Origin of the sequence: Ancylobacter lacus (assembly GCF_018390635.1) — a bacterium.
GTDB lineage: Bacteria > Pseudomonadota > Alphaproteobacteria > Rhizobiales > Xanthobacteraceae > Ancylobacter > Ancylobacter lacus.
Map to the genome: position 1 here is coordinate 1 of NZ_JAHBGE010000039.1, position 20,519 is coordinate 20,519.

Annotated in this window: 15 protein-coding genes and 1 riboswitch; of the genes, 5 read left to right on the plus strand and 10 right to left on the minus strand. The window is 63.3% G+C overall.

Annotation, left to right across the window (positions count from 1 at the left end; translation table 11 throughout):
* Positions 1–136: 136 nt before the first annotated feature.
* The 5 genes from KHC27_RS08045 to KHC27_RS08065 form a co-directional block, all read right to left on the minus strand.
* Complete coding sequence (locus tag KHC27_RS08045; protein ID WP_343210863.1) at positions 137–1,258, minus strand: helix-turn-helix domain-containing protein; 1,122 nt, start codon at positions 1,256–1,258, stop codon at positions 137–139.
* Complete coding sequence (locus tag KHC27_RS08050; RefSeq protein ID WP_213337384.1) at positions 1,209–1,850, minus strand: hypothetical protein; 642 nt, start codon at positions 1,848–1,850, stop codon at positions 1,209–1,211. The genes KHC27_RS08045 and KHC27_RS08050 overlap by 50 nt, the downstream gene beginning before the upstream one ends.
* Before the next feature lie 326 nt (positions 1,851–2,176).
* Positions 2,177–3,742 carry a copper resistance CopC/CopD family protein gene (locus KHC27_RS08055; RefSeq protein ID WP_246519757.1) on the minus strand — a complete coding sequence of 522 codons (1,566 nt, stop codon included), beginning with the start codon at positions 3,740–3,742 and terminating at the stop codon, positions 2,177–2,179.
* A gap of 89 nt (positions 3,743–3,831) precedes the next feature.
* Positions 3,832–4,998: a methanobactin export MATE transporter MbnM gene (locus tag KHC27_RS08060; protein ID WP_213337389.1), complete on the minus strand. Its 1,167-nt coding sequence runs from the start codon at positions 4,996–4,998 to the stop codon at positions 3,832–3,834.
* Between the two features lie 11 nt (positions 4,999–5,009).
* Positions 5,010–5,948: an MbnP family copper-binding protein gene (locus KHC27_RS08065; RefSeq protein ID WP_213337391.1), complete on the minus strand. Its 939-nt coding sequence runs from the start codon at positions 5,946–5,948 to the stop codon at positions 5,010–5,012.
* A 1,148-nt stretch (positions 5,949–7,096) separates the two neighbouring features.
* On the opposite strand from KHC27_RS08065, the gene KHC27_RS08070 reads away from it, so the two are divergent.
* From KHC27_RS08070 to KHC27_RS08090, 5 genes are all read left to right on the plus strand, one after another.
* The gene (locus KHC27_RS08070; RefSeq protein ID WP_213337394.1) at positions 7,097–7,510 is read left to right on the plus strand and encodes a hypothetical protein; all 414 of its coding nucleotides are present in this window, start codon (positions 7,097–7,099) and stop codon (positions 7,508–7,510) included.
* Positions 7,510–9,000, plus strand: a complete 1,491-nt coding sequence (locus tag KHC27_RS08075) for a c-type cytochrome (RefSeq protein WP_213337400.1) — start codon at positions 7,510–7,512, stop codon at positions 8,998–9,000. Before KHC27_RS08070 ends, KHC27_RS08075 begins: the two co-directional genes overlap by 1 nt.
* A complete protein-coding gene (locus KHC27_RS08080) occupies positions 8,997–10,064 on the plus strand; it encodes a hypothetical protein (protein ID WP_213337403.1) in 1,068 nt (355 codons plus the stop codon). The genes KHC27_RS08075 and KHC27_RS08080 overlap by 4 nt, the downstream gene beginning before the upstream one ends.
* A 204-nt stretch (positions 10,065–10,268) precedes the next feature.
* Entirely contained in the window at positions 10,269–11,540 is a 1,272-nt protein-coding gene (locus tag KHC27_RS08085) for an ATP-binding protein (RefSeq protein ID WP_246519756.1), read from the plus strand.
* Positions 11,530–12,063, plus strand: a complete 534-nt coding sequence (locus tag KHC27_RS08090) for a response regulator transcription factor (protein ID WP_213337405.1) — start codon at positions 11,530–11,532, stop codon at positions 12,061–12,063. Before KHC27_RS08085 ends, KHC27_RS08090 begins: the two co-directional genes overlap by 11 nt.
* Before the next feature lie 74 nt (positions 12,064–12,137).
* Here KHC27_RS08090 and KHC27_RS08095 read toward each other — a convergent pair whose 3' ends face one another.
* The 5 genes from KHC27_RS08095 to ureB form a co-directional block, all read right to left on the minus strand.
* The gene (locus KHC27_RS08095) at positions 12,138–13,232 is read right to left on the minus strand and encodes a cytochrome-c peroxidase (protein ID WP_246519758.1); all 1,095 of its coding nucleotides are present in this window, start codon (positions 13,230–13,232) and stop codon (positions 12,138–12,140) included.
* 276 nt (positions 13,233–13,508) lie between these two features.
* On the minus strand, positions 13,509–14,639 hold the full coding sequence (locus KHC27_RS08100) for a ribonucleotide-diphosphate reductase subunit beta (RefSeq protein WP_213337449.1): 1,131 nt from the start codon (positions 14,637–14,639) through the stop codon (positions 13,509–13,511).
* A 17-nt stretch (positions 14,640–14,656) separates the two neighbouring features.
* Complete coding sequence (locus tag KHC27_RS08105) at positions 14,657–17,521, minus strand: ribonucleoside-diphosphate reductase subunit alpha (RefSeq protein WP_213337407.1); 2,865 nt, start codon at positions 17,519–17,521, stop codon at positions 14,657–14,659.
* A 105-nt stretch (positions 17,522–17,626) separates the two neighbouring features.
* Positions 17,627–17,823, minus strand: a riboswitch (cobalamin riboswitch).
* Positions 17,824–17,984: 161 nt separating this feature from the next.
* The gene (gene ureC, locus KHC27_RS08110; protein ID WP_213337417.1) at positions 17,985–19,700 is read right to left on the minus strand and encodes an urease subunit alpha; all 1,716 of its coding nucleotides are present in this window, start codon (positions 19,698–19,700) and stop codon (positions 17,985–17,987) included.
* Positions 19,701–19,712: 12 nt separating this feature from the next.
* The coding region (gene ureB, locus KHC27_RS08115) for an urease subunit beta (protein WP_213337435.1) at positions 19,713–20,519 on the minus strand (807 nt) is incomplete at its 5' end.

The window sequence follows — 20,519 nt, forward strand, 5'->3', positions numbered from 1 at the left end:
GAACGGTGGCCGGATAATGATTGGAATAGGTGGCCGGTTACGTCGGAATCCGCAAGCACTGGCAGGAAAGAACGAGGTGCCCGCTCAGAGCGGGCAATCGGGTGCATATCTCGGCGACACAGCCCCCCAGGCACAATCACGGAACTAGCCGGAGAGACGAACCGGCGACAGATGGTGGATTCACATCCCCGGTGAGCCCGAACAGCAGATTGTCGAGTTCTGCCTCAGGGATATCCAGGCGGGCTGCCACGTGTTGGCGCGTTACGCCCTCCCGCCAAAGCTCCGTGAGCACACGCTGCCATATCGCAGATCTCTCTGGCGGGAGACCGTCAGGCTCGTTGATGCCGAAGCGCTTGTTTATCTGGATGCAGAAGGTCCGGTAGTTCCAATCGGAGATCCGGCCGATCCGGTGGAGCCGGTGCGCGAGCGCCGATACGGACACGCCCCACCGCTTCTTTGCGAGCACCAATTGATCGAGGCTTCGGACGAATGGGATTGTCGCCACGACGTCGTCGTGAGGCATCAGGAACGACGATGCAAAGGCATGTGCTTCAAGCTCGGCAGCGCGTCCTTGATTGGGACCACCGTGCTTGTGCAGGACGAGGTGAGCCAGCTCATGAGCGGCGTCGAACCGACTGCGCTCCGTGGTCTTGAAGGTGTTGAGGAAGACGTACGGCTCACCATCATGCCAACAGGAAAAGGCATCCACATTCTTCGTGTTCTCGGCCAGCGAGAAGACGCGGACGCCCTTCGTCTCAAGCAGCTTGATCATATGCGAGATCGGCCGCTCGCCGATCGCCCAATGCTGGCGTAGCGCACGTGCGGCTCCAGCGGGATCACGTTCATGGCTGAGGTCGAGCAGGTCTGGCTGCGGCAGAACGAACCGTTCTCGCACCCAGGCGGACATCTCGAAGGCCAGGGAACCGGCGGCGAGTGCCGCATCGCGCTCGCGCGCCGACATCGCCGTCATGCTCCGGAAGCTGGCGGCATCAGCACTGATCGGGGCCGCGTCGTCCCGGAAGAAGAACTCCCGCGGGAACCCTAGCGCACGCACCAAGCCATCGACTGTGTCTTCATCCGGAACCTGCTGCCCGTTGACGACACGCGACAAGGTGACCGGTGATATGCCAGCCCGCTCGGCGAGAGCCTTGGCGGTCAACCGCTGCCGCTTCCGCGCGAGTTCCATTCTGCCAATGTTGAACATGGCCTTAGCGACGCAAAACAGCAGGCTCGAACTCGATGCCATCCGGACGATCACTATCAAGGATGGCATCCGCCGGCCATTCACCACCATCGAGGATGAAGATGCGCTCGATGAAGCCCTCGAAATTGCCGCCGGAAATGCCCGAAGGCAGCGAAAGTTCGGCACGGACATCATCACCTTGAACCGACACGCAGAAGAACCATACGCCGGTCCGAAGCTCCGCGAGGCTCTGATCCCGCGCCGCGGACATCTCTTCCTCGGGGAACAGCCCCGCCTGTCCCACCGCAATGATACGGTCGGCGCCGGAGCCTTTCCCGGAAACCGCTTGCGGCTTGTGCAACTTGTCGGCGGCAAGGTCGACACTTTGATAGACCACCTTAAGGGGGCTATCCGGATGCTTAACGGATTCGACGTTGTTCTCGCGATAATTGACCCAACCGATTGCCCGGAAAAGCTGCCGCACATATCGGGTGCCGTAGATGTAGGCGAGCTGCCCTTCTGCAGAAGCGGGATCATCGGCGATCGCGTCGGCACGCGCAGCGACCACGCCGCGCACGACCTCGAGCAACGCCTGGCGCGTTACACCGAACTCGGCGAGACGAGCATCAACTTCAGGATGATCGGCAAGCACGCGAACCGCAGCCATCGAATCGCTCCCACGATAATTTTCATAACCTCATTTGTGGGGGGGGAAATTATCGCGCGCAACTGTCTTGGTTGGCAGGCTGGAGCCGGGGGATGATCGAAAGAGTTAGGCGGTGAGAATATTGTGCGGCTTCTCGCTACGCACCTACGGCGGGCGGGCGCACAACGCGGAGCGCCAACCACAAGGCTTTTGACCGATAACGTGGGGGGCTTCGATCCGCTGGGCCACCTTCTGCCGGAAGTCGCAGAGGGCCGAACGGCAAGCGGGCGGGAAGCATAAGAGGCGCTCGAAGCCGGCCAAGCCTTCCGGTTCTGGCCGGCTTTCACTTAGGGGCGGATCTCGATCATCCCGTCCAACGCGCGAGTCTTCTCCTCCCGATCAATGATATCGACGCGAACGATCCATCGGCCCGGGCACATAAGCCTCAAATCCTCCACACGCCACGTGCCCTCCCCAGGCTTCGTTGCCGGTAAGCTGAGTGCGCCGATTCCGGCGACTGGGTTGGCGAGGACGAGCGTCACCGCCTTCGCGTCCAACGGCCCGAAATCCCCGGTCATGATGATCATCGAGGCACTGACCGGCCCAACGCGGCCAGGCGTGATCATGAGATCCACCATGGCATCCGCGCTATGTATGTAGACCGAGGCGGGTTCGGCGGCTGCCGCCGCCAGCGCACGCGGTGGCGGTGTGAAACGCCAGCCCGCAGCCACCGCGAAGATCGCGAGAATGAGGATAACCTCCGCGCGGATGGAACGGCGCAGATGCCTCACGGCCGCAGGCTCCATGCGCTCGGCCGGCGCTGTCAGCCAAAGGCGATTGACCAGGGCCAGCGCGAACAGGGCGGCGAGCAGCGCGAGCTTGGCGAGGAGCAGCGCGCCATAGGCCGTGGCCCACAGCGCATCCAGGCGCCCAAGCTGGATCAGGGAAAGCAGCAGTCCCGCGGCGACCAGCGGCATCACGGCGAACGGGGCGGCCAGGGAGAATCTGCGCAGGCACACCACCGCGTCCAAGGTTCGCACGCGCAGGGCACCATGCAGCGGGATGAGCGCTCCAGCCCAGAAGGCGATGCCCACCACGTGCAGAAACACGGCGGGCCGCGTCAGCCATTGCGGATCGGCTGTACTGGCATGGCCACTGGTGGTGAAGGCGAATCCAGCCACAGCGAGCGCCGCAAGCGACAACAATCGGCTCGCAATTCCGTGCCGGACAAGGGACAGAAGCCCGAGACCTATGGCGCCCAGGGCGAACTGTACGGTGGTGCCATAGCTGGTGGAAAAGCCGGCGCGCCAGACCAACGGCTCGTTCAGGTTGCGCAGGGTTGCGCCCAGGGCATCAAGTCCCTGGAAGCCGACCGACAGGGGCAACGCCAGCAGGGCGGCGATCATAAGGCCCGCACTGGAGCGCACCGCCGGGCGCGACACGCCGCCGATCCAACTTGCGAAGAACGCACCGCCGATGCCCATGAATATACCGGCATAAATCACCAGCCGGGTGGTCCAGATGGCGCCACGCACCGGCCAATTGACAATGTCCACGGCCGACGCGGACATGCCCGGGGTCTGCGCGCCGATGGAAAAGAGAATGCCGCCCGCGACCGGGTGGCCATCCTGCGAAATGACCCGCCAGTTGAGCACATATGTGCCGTTTTCCATCGCGGCGGGTGCCTCAACCCGCAGGATCGCGTCACGGGCACCCGGAGAGTCTAGGGTCATGAGTGATCCGTCCGGCCCCGCCAGCCGCAGCACCAAGGGGGATACGGGCTCGCTAAAGGTCAGCACGAACAACAGGGGGGCGCTTGCCAGCATGGAGCCGTCGGTCGGCTCGGCGCGCAGGAGCGATGCATGCGCGAAGGCGCTGCCACCAGACAGCATCACGCCCGCCAATAGCAGCATCGCATGCACCAACGGCCTCACCCACGCGCACATGATTCGGCTCCCTGTATTTTCGATGGTTCCGCCCTCTGGCCGGCGCTCGGCGGCGCCTACGGTTCTTGCCAGGGGTTGGAGAAGCGCGGATCGGTGAGGAAGGTGCGATCGGTGAGACTTTCGAGGAATGCGATGAGATCGTCGGTCTCGGCCCGCGTCAGCTTGAACCCGGGCAGGAACGGGCTTTTCAGCGGACTTCCGCTGCCGACGCCGGCGTTCGGCCCCTCAGTGATGGTGCGCCCTCCGGCGGAATAATGGGCGATCACCCCGCGCAGGTCGGGAATGCTCCCGTCGTGCATGTAAGGCGCGGTCACCGCCACATTGCGCAGGCTGGGCGTTCGGAACCGGCCCATGTCGTCCGGGCGTCCTGTGTGCTCGATCAAGCCCTGACTGGAAGTCGGGAAGGCCCCTTCTCCATCGGTGTTATAGAGCCCGTTATTGTGGAACCCAGCTTCGGCGAAAGGTTTGCGGGTGTGCACCAGGTTATCCGTCAAATGCACCCCGCCATGGCAATGGAAGCACTCCAGCCGCTCGCTGAAGAATAGGGATTCTCCCCTCAGAGCGCTCGCCGACAGCGCGGTTCGGTCCCCTCCGTAGCGATGGCGATCATAGGGACTGTCGGCGGAAATCAGCGTACGCTCGAATGCGGCCAGCGCCTTGGTGACGGTACCGAGCGATATGGCGCCCTTCTCGTCCGGGAAAGCGGCGGCAAAAAGCGGCGGGTAAACCGGCTCGGCCTTCAGCCGCGCAAGCATCTCGCCTTCCAGACCGCTCAATCCCAGCTCAACTGGCGCTTCCCCGAACAGTGGCACGAGCGACTGCTGCTCCAGGTGGGAGAGCAAGGGATTGCTCCAGGTGAGCACCGGGAAATAGGCCACGTTCGCGAGCGACATGGAATTGCGGGAATGCACCTCGCAGGTGACGCCCTTGGGAACCATGCGCGCATCGGTGAAGGCCAGCGCCTGCAGATGGCAACTGGCGCAGGACATGGTGCCCGTGCTGGACAGGCGCCGATCGTAGAACAGGCGCCGGCCGAGCTCGATCTTGACGTCCGACATGGGATTGGATGCGGGAACGAGCGGTGGAGGCAGCCAGGCCGGCAGCCTCCACGCATATGGCGCCTGCGATACCTCCCCCAGGCCGCCCGCAACCGCGACGACAGTGGCGGTTCCGGCCAGGCCGACGAGGCCCAGCGCCGCGATCAACGCTCGAAGACGAAACATGGGGGCACCTGTCACTGAACGCGGAAGAAAGTCTGCTCGCCGCTCGGCTGATCGTCGAACCAGAGGCCGAAGTTCTTCATCAGCGGGTTGCAGTCCGGATCATTGGGGCTGGACATGCAGCCGGCGGGGGTGTCGGGCGCGTTGACGTCGATGTTCACGCCCTGGAGCAGCCCTTTGAGGTCCGCCACCACCACATCTTTGGCGGGATCGAAGGCCAAGAAACTGATAACCGGCCGGTTGGGATTCTTGCAGTCCGTGGGCTTTTCCGCCGTGCTCCCGGCGGCGCAGACGGTACTGCCGAGATGGATGGCAAAGCCCAGCTTCTTGCTGGCCTCCTTGTCGCCGAACTTCGGTGTTTCCCCGACCGTCAGGGTCTGGGGCGTGCCGGTGGTGGACAAGTCGATGCGTACGAACTTGTAGCCGCCCTGCCAGCTCCAGAACGTGGAAGTCAGGTTCAAGGGCGACGGCGCAATGGTCGCATCCGCATGGTTGAGCGCGAATGGCACTCCCAGGGTGAAGCGCAGCCCCTTGTAGGAGCCCTTGGGGACGGTCCCCACCACCTTGTCGTTGAGATCCGTCGTGCCGGTGAGACACGGGCCGGAGCGGTTCTCAAAATCAAGCAACGCCACGTCCTGGTACTGCCAGCGCCCGTCCTGCTCCAGCTTCACGGGCACCGCTTTGCCCGCCGCGTCGATCAGTTCGGCATCGGACACATAGAAGCGGAAATCCGTGGGGGTGGCACGCGAGGGTGGGGCTCCGAGGTTGTCGTAGCTCTGGCCACAGGCGAACGGCTTGTCGCCCACCTGGGCGGCAAAGCGGATCGCCACCGGCTGAGCCTCCTGCGCCTGCGCGGCCCCCACCCCGGTGGCACCTAGAAGCGCACCCGCCAGGGCGAGCCAAACCAGACTGCGCTCCGCCCCGACAATCGCCGTAGACTTATGCTTATTCATTTTCAATACTCCCGTTTCGGGTTGGTATGACTTTACTTAGGTCAGTGTTCTGGTCGCCATGGATGATCTGGATCCATGCGCTGCATCTGGAACAGGTCATCGCTGTCCAAGCGCTCTTCCACCGCGGAGATCGCGCTCCCTGTGCCTCGAATTATTCGGCGGCCTCACTCTGCTCACGCCCACGGTCCGGCATCGCGCCTGTGGGCGAAGAGACCGGACATCGTGACGCCAGCGGATAGGGGCCGACGAGACACCGGCGGCCACACGACGGCCCGCTCCGCACAGGGAGCGTTTCGGCATCCACAACGATCGGTCACCCGCGGCGCGCCGCAGGCAGCATTTTCAGCGAACAGGCTGGGCGAACTGCGACGGCAGGCGTCTCAAGCCGTGGTCGGCGGAGCTCTGGCAAGGTTCGGGGACGGGCCATGGCTGCTGGTACGGACGGTGAAGGCACCGGCTGGGGCTTCCTCCCCCGCTTGCAAGACGGGCTGCCGAACCGCACTCCACGCATACGCCGGAGTATCGGCGATTGGCCCGAACGTGGCGCATCCGAGCACGCAGCATTTCGGCACGCCGTCTTGCGGGCCATCGCCCGTATCGGGTTGCGATGACCCTTCCCCGGTCAAGGACAAGCAAAGGACGGTGGCGACGGCGCCCCTATCGGGTGGCGCAGCATGTGCCCCCGCCGCCATGCCGGTGATCAGCACTTGCAGCAGCAGCAGATAAGCTGCCGCGCAGGCGGTCCATCCTCTCCAAGCCTTCGGGGGCCTCACAATCCGCGATCCTCAAACCCGTCCACGGCTGAAGCATGCCAGGAAGACCGACGTGCCGTAAGGGCAAAGAATGCGGCACGATGCCCGTCTGCCCGTGCGAGACGAACCTAGCCCTGAGGTTCACGGAGGGAATTAGCTCCGCCGCCGCCTCAGAATCGGGACGAAGATCAAGCCCCTGAATTGTCCGCAATGCCCTGAATTTGCCGGAGGACCCCTCCGAAATGGCGGGCAGATCGGACCGCATTCATGCCAATCGTCTTCCCCGTGGCCCTCCCGTTCCGCCACGCTTTTTGCGCGCTTGGACCGATTGTCCACTCCCCCAAGGGAGAGCCCGGCCGCTAAGTGCCATCAATCGTCTCATGTGCAGGAAGCAAGATGGAGCGCATATCAAAGTGGCTGGGCGCACGCCCTCATCGGCCAACCGTGATCAATCTGATTATGTTGTCGGCCCTTCTCGCAATTATCAGCAGCGCCTCGCTTTACGGTGTGATCGGCGGCGGCGCCGTATTACTGGCCGGATCCTATTTTTTATTTCGCGTCGTGAATCGCACATTTGCGTCGGGCGATGCGATGAACTTCTATCAAATCGCGCTGCTCTGGATCCCTGGCGTTCTCGCCATTTGCCTCGCGCTCGTGGCGTTGCTCCTGGTCATCACCAATTCCGCGGCAAGCCTCGCCTATGCCCTGGGCGCATTTTTATTTACCGCTGAGTTGGCGATGTTGACCTTGGCCGGGGCCGACCTCTCGCCCGATCCTGCTCCCCACCCTGTCGCCGGGGGGGCCATCTGATGGATTTTCCCGTTTTCCATCTGGATCTGCTCGGCAACCGCGGGCTGATCGCCACCATCGCCATTCTGCATGTGCTGATCAATCACGGTCTTGCCGTCGGCATGATGCCGCTGGTCGCGGCCATGGAGTGGTATGGCAACAAGAAACAGGATCCGCGTTGGGATCGCCTCGCCTATAAGATCCTGTTCTTCTGCTTTCTGATCACCACCACCGTCGGCGCACTGACCGGCGTGGGCATCTGGCTGTCGGTCTCGCTGGTCAATCCCTATTCCATCGGCAGCCTCATCCGCGTGTTCTTCTGGGCCTGGTTCACCGAATGGCTGGTGTTCATCACCGAAGTCTGCCTGATCCTCGCCTATACCCTGACGTGGAAGAAATGGAGCGCTCGCGGACCGGAATGGAAGGCGCGGCACATCAAGCTTGGATTCGCCCTTGCGTTCTTCTCCTGGGTGACCATGGCGATCATCGTCGCCATCCTCGGGTTCATGATGGATCCCGGCAACTGGCTGACCGATCATAGCTTCTGGACCGGCGTCCTGAACCCGCTGTACATCCCGCAGCTTGCGTTCCGCACCCCGCTTGCGGCCGCCATGGCCGGCATCATCTCGATGTTCCTCATCCTGTTTTTTACCGGGAAACAGGACGCCTTCCGCCTCGAGGCCTTGCGCGCGGTCGGCGTCTGGACGCTGGTGTTCGCACCGTTCGTGCTGCTCGCCGGCTGGTGGTATTACACCTCCGTCCCCGAGGCCATGAAGGACAATCTCGCGGTCTCGCTGGCGACCATGCAGTTCGCCGAATGGCAGAACAAATTCCTTCAGATCGCCGTGGTGACGGTCATCACCATCCTGCTAGTCGTGCAGGTGGCGATCGCCCGGCCCAACCTGCTGCCGAAGGTGGCGCTGGTGGTTCCGTTCGTCGCCATCCTCTGGATGACCGGGCATTTCGAGCGGGTGCGCGAATTCATTCGCAAGCCTTATGTGATCGGCCAGTACATGTATGCCAATGGCCTGCGTGTGGGCGATTATGCCTTGCTTCAGCGCGACGGCGTCCTCGCCTATGCCACTTATTCCAATCCGCTGACGCCGGCCGAGCAAGCGGGCCTGCCGGCGGGACTGTCGGGCGAGCAACGCGACGCCCTGCTGGAGCGCATCCAGAAGGGCAAGGATGTCTTCATGGACACTTGCTCGCGCTGCCATACCGGCCACGGCATGAATAGTATCACCGGCCATCTGAAAAGGATGTTCGGTGATCGTCCTTGGACCCCTGAACTCACTGCCGGCTACATCGAGGGTATGCACTACGCCCAGCCCTTCATGCCGCCGTTCCCAGGGAATGCGCAAGAGCTGCAATGGCTTGGCGCCTATCTCGAACATCTCCAGAACAACACGGCGCCGATCCCCGGAGCGCAGACCGCAGGCGTCATCGTGAATGGTGATGCCGCGCCCCGCACCGCCACCACCGATATCCGCAAAGAAACGGCCGCCCGATGACTGAGATCCCCGTTCCCAGAGACATTCCGCTGCCCCTTCCGGCACCGGAGCCGGTGCTGATCGCAGTGCTGGTGATCTTCTTCCTGATGCACATCGTGTTCGTGAACTTCATGATCGGCGGAGCGCTGCTCACCCTCCATTACGAACTGCGCGGCCTGAAGGAGAAGCGTTACGACAAGCTGGCGTACGCGATTGCTTCCACCATCACCGCCAACAAATCCATAGCGGTTGTTCTTGGCATTGGCCCCCTGCTGGCGATCAACACCATCTATACGGTCTATTTCTACACGGCGAATGCGCTGACCGGGGCCTTCTGGATCAGCATTATCCCGCTGGTGATCGCGGCCTTCGTACTGACGTACATCCACAAATATCTGTGGCACCAGATGGACCGGGTGAAATGGCTGCATATCGCCATCGCCATCGTGGTGTGCCTGCTGTTCCTGTTCATCCCGTTGATCTTCCTCACCAACATCAATCTGATGCTGTTTCCGGAAAAATGGGGGACGACGCAGGGCTTCTTCTCTGCCCTCGCGCTGCCGAACGTATTCCCCCGTTACGCCCATTTCATCCTGGCCTGCCCGGCGATGACGGGCCTGCTCATGGTGTGGCTGTTCCGCAGGCGCAGCGCGCAGGAGATCGAGGAGACCGGCTTCGCGCGCGTCGAGCTGATGCGCAAGGGCTATCAATGGGCGTTCTGGCCGACCTCCGCCCAATTTCTGGTCGGCCCGCTCGCCATGCTGACCCTGCCGCAGGTCGAAACCAATCTTCACGCCGTGTGGGCGGTTTTTGGCATTGCGATCCTGGTTTCCCTTGGCATGGCCCATCTGATGTTTGCCGAGACGCGGCGGCCCGCCGAGACCATCGGCAAGAGCTTCCTGCCGATTTGCGCGCTCATGCTGGTGGTGGTTTCCCTGATGGGCGTCGGGCGGCATCTCTACCGGGAAGCCGCCGTCACGCCCCATCGCGAATTGGTCCGGGCCAAGACCCAGGACTATATGCGCAAGGTGGAGGAGGCCAACCGAGCGGTTGCAACCAAGGCCCCCGCCGAGAAGACACAATGATCCCCGGAGCCCTCGATCCGGGTGATCCCATCGACGTGAAAGGCCTGCTCCTCAGCTTCCGGCTTTGGATCTGGCGTTTCATCCAAGGTAAGGCAGGCGGCCCTCTCTGATCGAATCCCCCCTTCCGGGGGGCACCGTGATCCCGTCGGGGATCGCCCCTATGCGCGCCTCGAAACAGGGCTTGGGAGACACGAAATTCCACCATTGGACACGACCAACAAGAAAAATCTGTTGCTGCTCATCCAACTGCGCTGGCTCGCCGTCGGCGGCCAGGTGGTGACGATCTGGTTTGTCGACCAGATCCTCGCCATCGCCTTGCCGATCCTCCAACTGAGTGTGGTGATCCTCTTTCTCGTGGGGCTCAACCTGATCAGCTTGCTGCGGCATCTCAGGCAGGATCATGTCACCAATGCGGAGCTGTTCATTGAGCTTCTGCTCGACGTGGCGGCCCTCACCGTGCAGCTTTATCTGACCGGCGGAGCGGCCAATCCATTCATTTCGCTCTATCTCCTCCAGGTCATCCTGGGGACGGTGTTGCTCGACGTCTGGTCGGTGTGGATTCTCGTCGCGATCACCAGCGGCTGCTTTGTATGGCTTACCGTTGCTCATCGCAGCATCGCCATGCCCCATGCGCACGGGGCCGATCTGTTCAACCTCCACATCCAGGGCATGTTCATCTGCTTCGTGCTCGCGGCGTGCCTGCTGGCGGTCTTCGTGATGCGGATCCAGCGGAACCTTCAAATGCGCGACGCACACCTCGCGGATCTGCGGCAATGGTCGGCAGAGGAAGACCATATTGTCCGCATGGGCCTTCTGGCGTCCGGCGCGGCTCATGAACTGGGCACGCCGCTGGCTACGCTTTCGGTGATCCTGAGCGACTGGGAGCGCCTGCCGCTGGTGCAGCGGGAGGGCGACCTTGCCCAGGAGGTCGCCGACATGCAAGGCCAGGTCGAGCGCTGCAAGGTCATCGTCTCGGGCATCCTGATGTCGTCGGGAGAAGCGCGTGGCGAGGGGACGCAATATACCAGCGTCAAAGGGTTCATGGACGGCTTGGTCGCGGAGTGGCGAACCAACCGCGCGCCGCAGGCGCTCGACTATGAAAACGCCTTCGATCCCGACGTTGAAATCGTCTCCGACGCCGCGCTGAAGCAAATTCTCTTCAACGTGTTCGACAATGCGCTCGAAGCCTCGCCGCGCTGGATTGGCGCGCAGGTCCGGCGCGAAGGTGGCAATCTCGTCATCGCTGTTCGCGACGCCGGTCCCGGCTTCGCGGCGGGCATACTGGAGGAACTGGGCAAGCCCTACCGCTCCACCAAGGCCCGCCCTGGGAGCGGGCTGGGGCTTTTTTTGGTGGTCAATGTGGTCCGCAAGTTGGGCGGCACCGTCCATGCGGAAAACAGCGAGGCGGGAGGGGCGACCGTCGCGCTCTCCCTTCCAATCGCGTCCTTATCTACGGGCGAGCGAGATGTCGGATAGAAATACTCTCCTGATTGTGGAAGACGATATCACCTTCGCGCGGGCCCTGCGCCGTTCGTTCGAGCGGCGCGACTATGAGGTTGTTACATGCGATGGCCTGGAAGGTCTTCGGAAGGAGCTTGCATCCGCGACCCCGGGCTTTGCCGTCGTCGATCTCAAGCTCGCCCGCGGATCAGGCCTGGAATGCGTGAAGGCGCTCCATGCCCATGATCCGCACATGAGAATCGTGGTCCTCACCGGCTTTGCGAGCATCATTACAGCCGTGGAGGCGATCAAGCTGGGGGCCTGCCACTATCTTCCCAAGCCTTCCAATACCAACGACATCATTGCCGCCTTCGGCAAGTCCGGCGGCGACGAAACGGTGCCTCTGACGCGGCGCCCGACCTCGATCAAGAACCTGGAATGGGAACGCATCCACGAAGCTCTGGTGGATGCAGAATTCAACATTTCGGAAACCGCACGCCGCCTTGGCATGCATCGACGCACGCTCGCCCGCAAGCTCGAGAAGTGGCGGGTGAAATGATTGGCACCGCCCCACTGGCATATGGCTGCCAGGCGAATTGGAGGACTCTTCCGTCCGGATGATCGCCCCATGGGCTATTGTTCGACCTGACCTTGATAGCGCTTGTCGGTCAATGTCTTTAGAAAGGCGACCAGCGCGTCGATGCGGCGGTCGTCCAAGGCGGGAGCCGCCCCGAGCTCCTTGACGGACAAGGTGCCTGGCACTTCGGGCGGCGCCCAGGCTTGACCCGTCTCCGGATTGATCTGTCGCGCCGGCGCGTGGGAGATATATTTATTGTAGAATAGGATTGTCGTGCGCAGGTCTTTGAACACACCATTATGCATATAGGGTGCGGTCACCGCCACATTGCGCAGGGTGGGCACCTTGAACTGCCCGTCGCGACGCCTGTCCTTCAGCTTCCGCCCGGCCATGAGGCCGTGATCCACCGGGACACCGAGGGCGGGATTGGCCGGCACGCCGATATTGTGGAACTTGTGGTTGGTGAAGGGCTCTCCTTCCCCGCCGGATGCGGAAAGCTTGTGACAGAGGTGGCAATTGGTGAATTGGTTGGAGAAGAATAGCACTCGCCCCAGCTCCTCCTGCAGAGTCATCTTGTATTCGCCGCGCAGGAAGCGGTCATATTTGGAATCGAACGGCGAGACCGCCGGGCTGCGCTCATAGGCGGCCAGCGCTGAGGACAGGGCCGCGAAGGCGCGCTCGGTGCCCTTGAAGACATCCGGGCCAAACACAGCCTCGAATGCCTCCACATAGGCCGGATTCTCCTTCAGGCGGGCCACCACGCTCGCCTTGTCGGGCATGTTCATTTCCACCGGATTGAGGATGGGCTGCCCCGCCTGAACCTCCAGCGTGTCGGCACGCCCATCCCAAAACGCTCCGCCCGCGTAGCCGCCATCGGCCGTCTTGCCGAAGCGGGGACCGAGAAAGGCATAGGTCACAGTGGGCGTGTTACGCACGCCGCGCGCTCGCCCGCCGTCCCCGAGCGACACCGCGCCATCGGCCGCGCCTTTGCGCGGGTCCGCGAAGGCATGGGCGGGGTCATGGCATGTGGCGCAGGACTGGGTTCGCGCGCGCGACAGGTTCACATCGAAGAACAGAACTTCGCCAAGCGCCTCCTGCGAGGAGACCGGCGGGGCGGCATCCACGGCCAGGACGAGGCAAAACAGCATCATCGAAAAAACGGCTGCGGCGCAGACCGGCATCAATCGCGCCATAACTTTCCAGGCGGGCATGAGCTTCATAGATCACTCCAAGCCCCTTTCTGGTACTCGACCCGCACTTCTCTGAAGTGGACAATTCGTCCAATGCAGAAATTAAAATCACTATAAAATTACACCCAATGATAAGGTTTATTCTGCAGATATTCGCCCCATACGCACTTGGCGCAACCCAGATCCATCCAGAAACTCAGCGTGAGGGCACGGGCCGGCCTGAGCGCCTCCCCCCGCTCAATCCCAGGCGAGCGCACCGCCGTTCTGATACTCGATGACACGGGTCTCGAAGAAGTTCTTCTCCTTCTTCAGGTCCATCGCCTCGCTCATCCAGGGGAACGGATTCTCCGCCTCGGCGAAGACCGGGGCGAGGCCGAGCTGGGCGCAGCGGCGGTTGGCGATGAAGTGCATATATTGCTCGCACAGCGCCGCATTGAGGCCGAGGAAGCCGCGGGGCATGGTGTCCCGCCCATAGGCGGCCTCCAGCTCGGCCGCGTCCTTCAGCATGGTGCGCACCTCGTCCTGGAAGGCGCTCGTCCACAGATGGGGGTTCTCGGCCCTGATCTGGTTGATGACGTCGATGCCGAAATTCAGGTGAATGCTCTCGTCGCGCAGGATGTATTGATACTGCTCGGCGATGCCCACCATCTTGTTGCGCCGACCCAGCGAGAGGATCTGCGCGAAGCCGGTATAGAACCACATGCCCTCGAAGACGACGTAGAAGGCCACGAGGTCGCGCAGGAACTGCTGGTCGGCCTCCGGCGTGCCGGTGGCGAAGGCGGGATCGTCGAGGCTCTGCGTGTGCTTGAGCGCCCACGCCGCCTTGTCGGTGATGGAGGGCACCTCCCGATACATGTTGAACAGCTCGCCCTCGTCGAGGCCGAGGCTTTCCACGATGTACTGGAAGGTGTGGGTGTGAACAGCCTCCTCGAACGCTTGGCGCAGGAGATACTGCCGGCATTCGGGATTGGTGAGGTGGCGGTAGATGGCGAGCACGATGTTGTTCGCCACCAAGCTTTCTGAGGCAGCGAAGAAGCCGAGATTGCGCTTGAGCATGCGCCGCTCGTCCTCGGTGAGGCCGGAGCTCGACTTCCACAGCGCGATGTCCGCCTGCATGGAGACCTCGGTCGGCATCCAGTGGTTGTTGCAGCCCGAAAGATACTTCTCCCAGGCCCAGCGGTATTTCATGGGCAGGAGCTGGTTCACGTCGGCGCGCGCGTTGATCATGCGCTTTTCGTCGACGCTGACGCGGGCGGCGCCGCGCTCGATGGCGCCGAGGCCGGTGGCGTCGGCGGGCGTCGCTCCCGCCCCGCCGGCAACGGCTGCGGACACGGCGGGAAGGGGCTTGGTGTCGGACCAGTCGAGCATCATCACATCATCCCCGCTCACTGGCAGGCCTCGCAGGTGGGATCGGCGATGGAGCAGGCGCTCGGCGCCGCCATCAGGATGGGCGCGGCGGAGACCGCGTTGAGCTTGCCGTCGGTGCCCTTGAGGGTCGACTTTTCCACGTGGGTGGCCGAGTGGGCGCGCAGGTAATAGGTGGTCTTCAATCCCAACCGCCAGGCCAGCCGATAGGCCTCGTCCAGCTTCCGGCCGGACGGCTCGGCCATATAGAGGTTGAGCGACTGGGCCTGGTCGATCCATTTCTGCCGGCGGGCGGCCGCGCGGATCAGCCATTCAGGGGCAATCTCGAAGGCGGTGGCGTAGAGCGCCTTCAGATCCTCCGGTACGCGGTCGATGGCGCTTACCATGCCGTCGTAATATTTGAGGTCGGAGACCATCACCTCGTCCCACAGTCCCCGCGCCTTCAGGTCGCGCACGAGGTTGGCGTTCACCACGGTGAAGTCGCCGGACATGTTGGCCTTCACGTAAAGCTGGCTGTAGGCGGGCTCGATGGATTGCGACACGCCGACGATGTTGGAGATGGTGGCGGTGGGCGCGATGGCCATGACGTTGGAATTGCGCATGCCGGTCTCAACCACGCGCCGGCGCAACGTGGCCCAGTCGAGCGTCGCTGAGCGATCCAGCTCCACGTCGCCGTCGCGGGCCTCCGCCAAGAGGTCGAGGCTGTCGATGGGCAGGATGCCCTTCGACCACAGCGAGCCCTCGAAGGAGGCGTAGCGCCCGCGCGCGGCGGCGAGGTCCACCGAGGCGGAGATGGCGAAATAGCTCACCGCCTCCATGGAGGTGTCGGCGAACGCTACGGCTTCTTCGGATGCGGTGGGCAGGCGCAGCGTCTCCAGCGCCTCCTGGAAGCCCATGATGCCGAGGCCCACGGGGCGATGGCGCAGATTGGACCGGCGCGCCTCGGGGATGGTGTAGAAATTGATGTCCACCACATTGTCCAGCATGCGCATGGCTGTGGCCACGGTGCGCTGCAGCCGGTCGAGATCGAGCTCCGCGTCCGTCACGTGCGCCGCGAGGTTCACCGAGCCGAGATTGCACACCGCCACCTCGTCCGCGCTGGTGTTGAGCGTGATCTCGGTACACAGGTTCGATGAGTGCACCACGCCCGCATGCTGCTGCGGCGAACGGATGTTGCAGGGGTCCTTGAAGGTGATCCAGGGGTGGCCGGTCTCGAACAGCATGGTCAGCATGCGCCGCCACAGATCGAGAGCCTTCACCGTGCGGAACACCGTCATCTCGCCCCGCCCGGCCTTGGCCTCATAGGCCTCGTAGGCGGCCTTGAAGGGCTTGCCGTAGAGGTCGTGCAGGTTTGGCGTCTCGTCGGGGGAGAACAGCGTCCAGTCGGCGCCGGCCGCCACGCGCTGCATGAACAGGTCCGGGATCCAGTTGGCCGTGTTCATGTCGTGGGTGCGGCGGCGGTCGTCGCCGGTATTCTTCCGCAAGTCGAGGAACTCCTCGATGTCCACGTGCCAGGTTTCGAGATACGCGCAGACTGCGCCCTTGCGCTTGCCGCCCTGGTTCACCGCGATGGCGGTGTCGTTGGCCACCTTCAGGAAGGGGACGACGCCCTGGCTCTCGCCGTTGGTGCCCTTGATGTGGGCGCCGAGGCCGCGCACCGGCGTCCAGTCATTGCCGAGGCCGCCGGAATATTTGGCCAGCAGCGCATTGTCCTTCACCGCCTTGAAGATGCCGTCGAGATCGTCCGCCACCGTGGTCAGGAAGCAGGAGGAAAGCTGCGGCCGCAGGGTGCCGGCATTGAACAGGGTGGGCGTGGAGGCCATGAAGTCGAAGGAGGAGAGGATATTGTAGAATTCGATCGCCCGCGCCTCCCGGTCGATCTCGCGCACAGCGAGGCCCATGGCGACGCGCATGAAGAAGGCCTGCGGCAGCTCGAAGCGCGTGCCGCGCACGTGCAGGAAGTAGCGGTCGTAGAGCGTCTGGAAGCCGAGATAGTCGAACTGGAGATCCCGCTCCGGCTTGAGTGCCGCGGCGAGCCGGGACAGGTCGAAGCGGCCAAGCTCGGGATCGAGCAGGTCGTTGGCGATGCCGGTCCTCACATAAGCGCGCAGATAATCGCCGTAGCGCTCCGCCATCTCCGCCTGCGTCGCCTGTTCCGGCCGGCCGGCGACGAAGCTCAGGGCCTCGCGGCGCAGCTTGTCCAGCAGCAGGCGGGCGCTGACCTTGGCATAATTGGGCTCGGTCTCCACCAGCGTGCGCGCCGCCAGGATGGGCGCCTGCGCCAGTTCATCGAGCGAGATGCCGTCATAGAGATTGCGTTGCGTCTCCAAAAGGACCGCGTCGGCCGAGACGCCGTCGAGCCCGGCGCAGGCCTCGTCGATGACGGTCGAGAGGCGGGCGGCATCCAGCGGCACCAATGCGCCGTCGGCGGTCTTCACATGCAGCACGGCGGTGGAACCACCGGCCGGATGCGCCGCGGCGAGGGCCTTCGCGCGTTCTCGCGCCCGCTCCTCGCGATAAAGCACATAGGCCCGGGCGACCTTGTGATGCTCCCCGCGCATCAAGGCGAGTTCCACCTGGTCCTGCACGTCTTCGATATGGAAGGTGCGACCGATATCGGGGCGCCGGGTGAGGTTCGCCACGATCTGGTCGGTCAGCCCGGCGACGATGTCGTGGATGCGGCGGGACGCGGCGGCGGACTGTCCCTCCACGGCGAGGAACGCCTTGGTCAGGGCAACCGCGATCTTGGCGGCATCGAACGGCGTGACTGCGCCATTGCGGCGGATGAGCTGATAGCCGGGCGCGCTGGCGACCGCCTGGACGTCAGGGGCCGGCGTAGAGAGTCTGTGGTTGCCATTGGCATGGCGTTCGGCTGTCGCTGGCATCATCATCCCCGATGAATGTGGGGACGGAGCGCAAGCGGACGCATGCCGGAACACGGGAGGCGTATGCCACCCGAAGCAAGCGCCTCACCGGGACACCCCGCCCGTGGACGTACTGGTGTCGCGGCAGGTCTCCTGGCTCGCAGGTCATCATTCCTGTCCGTCTTCCCAAGGCCTTGCGGCCCCAGTGACATGGCTGGACAGGAACTCGCCGCTTACAGTTGCGGGGGCAGCGCCGGCTTGGACCGGCTTCCCTCTTAGCTCTCGATCTTGCGAGTCGAGAGACCGTGACCACCAGATATAGGCGCCACGCCGATGCGAGTGTCAAGATGTGGATAAGGCGGCATATCGGGAGCGCAATTCACAGCCGTCATAGGCGATCAAACGGATGGTGCCGCTGTGACCGGTGATAGCCCTTTGATCGGTCGCCAGAGGCTGGCGGCAATGGCCGCCAGCCTCTCAAGCCTCAGAACAGGCTATAACGTCGGGCGAGCGGCAGTTTCGATGCCGGCTTCACCGCAATCTCCTCACCGTCCGCCGTGACGCGATAGGTCTTCGGATCGACCATGATCTTCGGCAGGGCATCGTTCAGCTTCATGTCGGCTTTGCCGATGCCACGGCATTTCCGGACCGCCTCGATCCGCTTGCCGAGACCATAGGAGAGGACGTCTCCGTCTGTGATGGAGGCTTCGCTGACGAAGAGGATCGAGGTGCCGGCCGTGCCGGCGGCCGTCGCGGCGAACATCGGCCGCATGATGAGCGGCTGCGGCGTTGGGATGGAGGCGTTGGCGTCGCCGATCTGCGCGAAGGCGATGAAGCCGCTCTTCAAGACCATCTCCGGTCGTGCGCCGAAGAAGGCCGGCTTCCACAGGACAAGGTCGGCCACCTTACCCTTCTCGATCGAACCGATCAGATGGCTCATACCATGGGCGATGGCGCCGTTGATCGTGTATTTGGCGACATATCGCTTGATGCGGAAATTGTCGTTGCCCGGAGCATCCTCCGGCAGCTTGCCGCGCTGCCGTTTCATCTGGTCGGCGATCTGCCAGGTGCGGGTGATGACCTCGCCGGCGCGGCCCATGGCCTGGCTGTCGGAGGTCATCATGGAGATGGCGCCGAGATCGTGCATGACGCCCTCGGCTGCGATGGTCTCGGCGCGGATGCGGCTTGCCGCGAAGGCCACGTCCTCGGGAATATTCTTGTCGAGGTGATGGCAGACCATCAGCATGTCGAGATGCTCGGCGACCGTGTTGACCGTGTAGGGATTGGTCGGACTGGTCGAACTGGTGAGAATGTTCGGCTCTGAGCAGACGCGCATCAGGTCCGGCGCATGGCCGCCGCCGGCGCCCTCGGAATGATAGGTGTGGATCGTGCGGCCGGCGAATGCCTTGATCGAATCCTCGACCGTGCAGCTCTCGTTGATCGTGTCGGTGTGGATCGTGACCTGCACGTCGTAGTCGTCGGCCATCGCTAGGCAGGTGTCGATGGCGGCAGGGGTCGTCCCCCAATCCTCATGCAGCTTCAGGCCGCCAGCGCCAGCAAGGATCTGTTCCTTCATGCCATCGGGCTTCGAGGAATTGCCGCGCCCGGTGAAGACGAAATTGACCGGGATCGAGTCCGTCGCCTGCATCATCAGCTTGAGATAGACCGGGTTCGGCGTGCAGGTCGTCGCGAGCGAGCCGGTCGCCGGGCCGGTGCCGCCACCGACAAGTGTGGTGATGCCGCTGGCAATCGCCGTATAGGGCTGCGGCGGGCATATGTAGTGGAAATGGGTATCGACACCGCCCGCAGTCACGATCAGCCCCTCGCCGGCGATGACCTCGGTGTTGACGCCGATGATCAGGTCGGGGTCGACGCCGGCCATGACGTCGGGATTTCCTGCCTTGCCGATGCCCGCGATCTTGCCGCCCTTGATGCCGATGTCCGCCTTCACGATGCCGGTATAGTCGATGACCAGGGCATTGGTGATGACGCAATCAAGCGCCTTCTTGGAATCGACACCGGTTGCCTGGCCCATGCCGTCACGGATGACCTTGCCAGCCCCAAACACGCACTCGTCGCCATAGACGGTGTAGTCCTTCTCGACTTCGGCGACGAGGCAGGTGTCGCCGAGCTGGATCTTGTCGCCGGTGGTCGGGCCGAAGAGGGTTGCATAGTCGCCGCGCTTGATCTGGTATGCCATTGGATGCCCCTCTCAGCCCTTGTTCGCGAATGCGCGCTCGCCAACGCGGGTCAGCGTGGCCTTTTTGTTCGACGCGCCGACCTGACCGTCAGCGAGGTTGTTGCCACCACGGATCACCCTGTTGCCGGCGATCTCGACCAGCCTGACCGACTTGGTCTCGCCCGGCTCGAAGCGGATGGCAGTCCCGGCCGGGATGTCGAGGCGCTTGCCATAAGCAGAATCACGATCGAATTTCAGGCGCGGATTGGCCTCGACGAAGTGGAAATGGCTGCCGACCTGGATCGGCCGCTCGTCGGTGTTGGTCACGTCGATGCTGGCCGATGGGCGCCCCACGTTCAGGGTCAGCGAGCCATCGGCGACCGTGATCGTCCCGGCCGTTTCTTCATCCTCGGCTGCGAAGAGCGAGGCGTCCGGCACCGGCAGGAAGCTGCCATAGAGTGCAAGGGCAAGATCGCCGGTCTCTACTGTGATCGGAGAGCGCACGGCAACCAATTTTGTGCCGTCCAGGAAGGTGCCTTCGATATGGACTTCGCCGACCATCTCGGCGACGCCCGGCAGGACTTCGCGCTTGCCGAGGAGCTTGCCGCCGATCGCCATGAGGTCCGACACGGAGTGCTTTCCGTCGCGGATCAGTTCGAGCAGCACCGTGGAGATGAGCGCAACCGCTTCCGGATAGGTCAGCCGGAGCCCACGGGCGAGCCTGCGCTGGGCGAGTAAGCCCGTTGAGACGAGCGTGAGTTTATCGACTTCGTGTGGCGCGAGATGCGTAAGCGTCGTCCCGGCGGCACCTTCATAGGTTGGGCGTGAAAGCGCAGTCTG

What these genes read in the sequence shown, in the direction of transcription:
- KHC27_RS08100 (WP_213337449.1), bottom strand. Translation starts at nt 14,639, where the DNA reads ATGCTCGACTGGTCCGACACCAAGCCCCTTCCCGCCGTGTCCGCAGCC.
- KHC27_RS08090 (WP_213337405.1), top strand. Translation starts at nt 11,530, where the DNA reads ATGTCGGATAGAAATACTCTCCTGATTGTGGAAGACGATATCACCTTC.
- KHC27_RS08105 (WP_213337407.1), bottom strand. Translation starts at nt 17,521, where the DNA reads ATGCCAGCGACAGCCGAACGCCATGCCAATGGCAACCACAGACTCTCT.
- KHC27_RS08095 (WP_246519758.1), bottom strand. Translation starts at nt 13,232, where the DNA reads ATGATGCTGTTTTGCCTCGTCCTGGCCGTGGATGCCGCCCCGCCGGTC.
- KHC27_RS08070 (WP_213337394.1), top strand. Translation starts at nt 7,097, where the DNA reads ATGGAGCGCATATCAAAGTGGCTGGGCGCACGCCCTCATCGGCCAACC.
- ureC (WP_213337417.1), bottom strand. Translation starts at nt 19,700, where the DNA reads ATGGCATACCAGATCAAGCGCGGCGACTATGCAACCCTCTTCGGCCCG.
- KHC27_RS08055 (WP_246519757.1), bottom strand. Translation starts at nt 3,742, where the DNA reads ATGCTGCTATTGGCGGGCGTGATGCTGTCTGGTGGCAGCGCCTTCGCG.
- KHC27_RS08050 (WP_213337384.1), bottom strand. Translation starts at nt 1,850, where the DNA reads ATGGCTGCGGTTCGCGTGCTTGCCGATCATCCTGAAGTTGATGCTCGT.
- KHC27_RS08060 (WP_213337389.1), bottom strand. Translation starts at nt 4,998, where the DNA reads ATGTTTCGTCTTCGAGCGTTGATCGCGGCGCTGGGCCTCGTCGGCCTG.
- KHC27_RS08075 (WP_213337400.1), top strand. Translation starts at nt 7,510, where the DNA reads ATGGATTTTCCCGTTTTCCATCTGGATCTGCTCGGCAACCGCGGGCTG.
- KHC27_RS08065 (WP_213337391.1), bottom strand. Translation starts at nt 5,948, where the DNA reads ATGAATAAGCATAAGTCTACGGCGATTGTCGGGGCGGAGCGCAGTCTG.
- KHC27_RS08080 (WP_213337403.1), top strand. Translation starts at nt 8,997, where the DNA reads ATGACTGAGATCCCCGTTCCCAGAGACATTCCGCTGCCCCTTCCGGCA.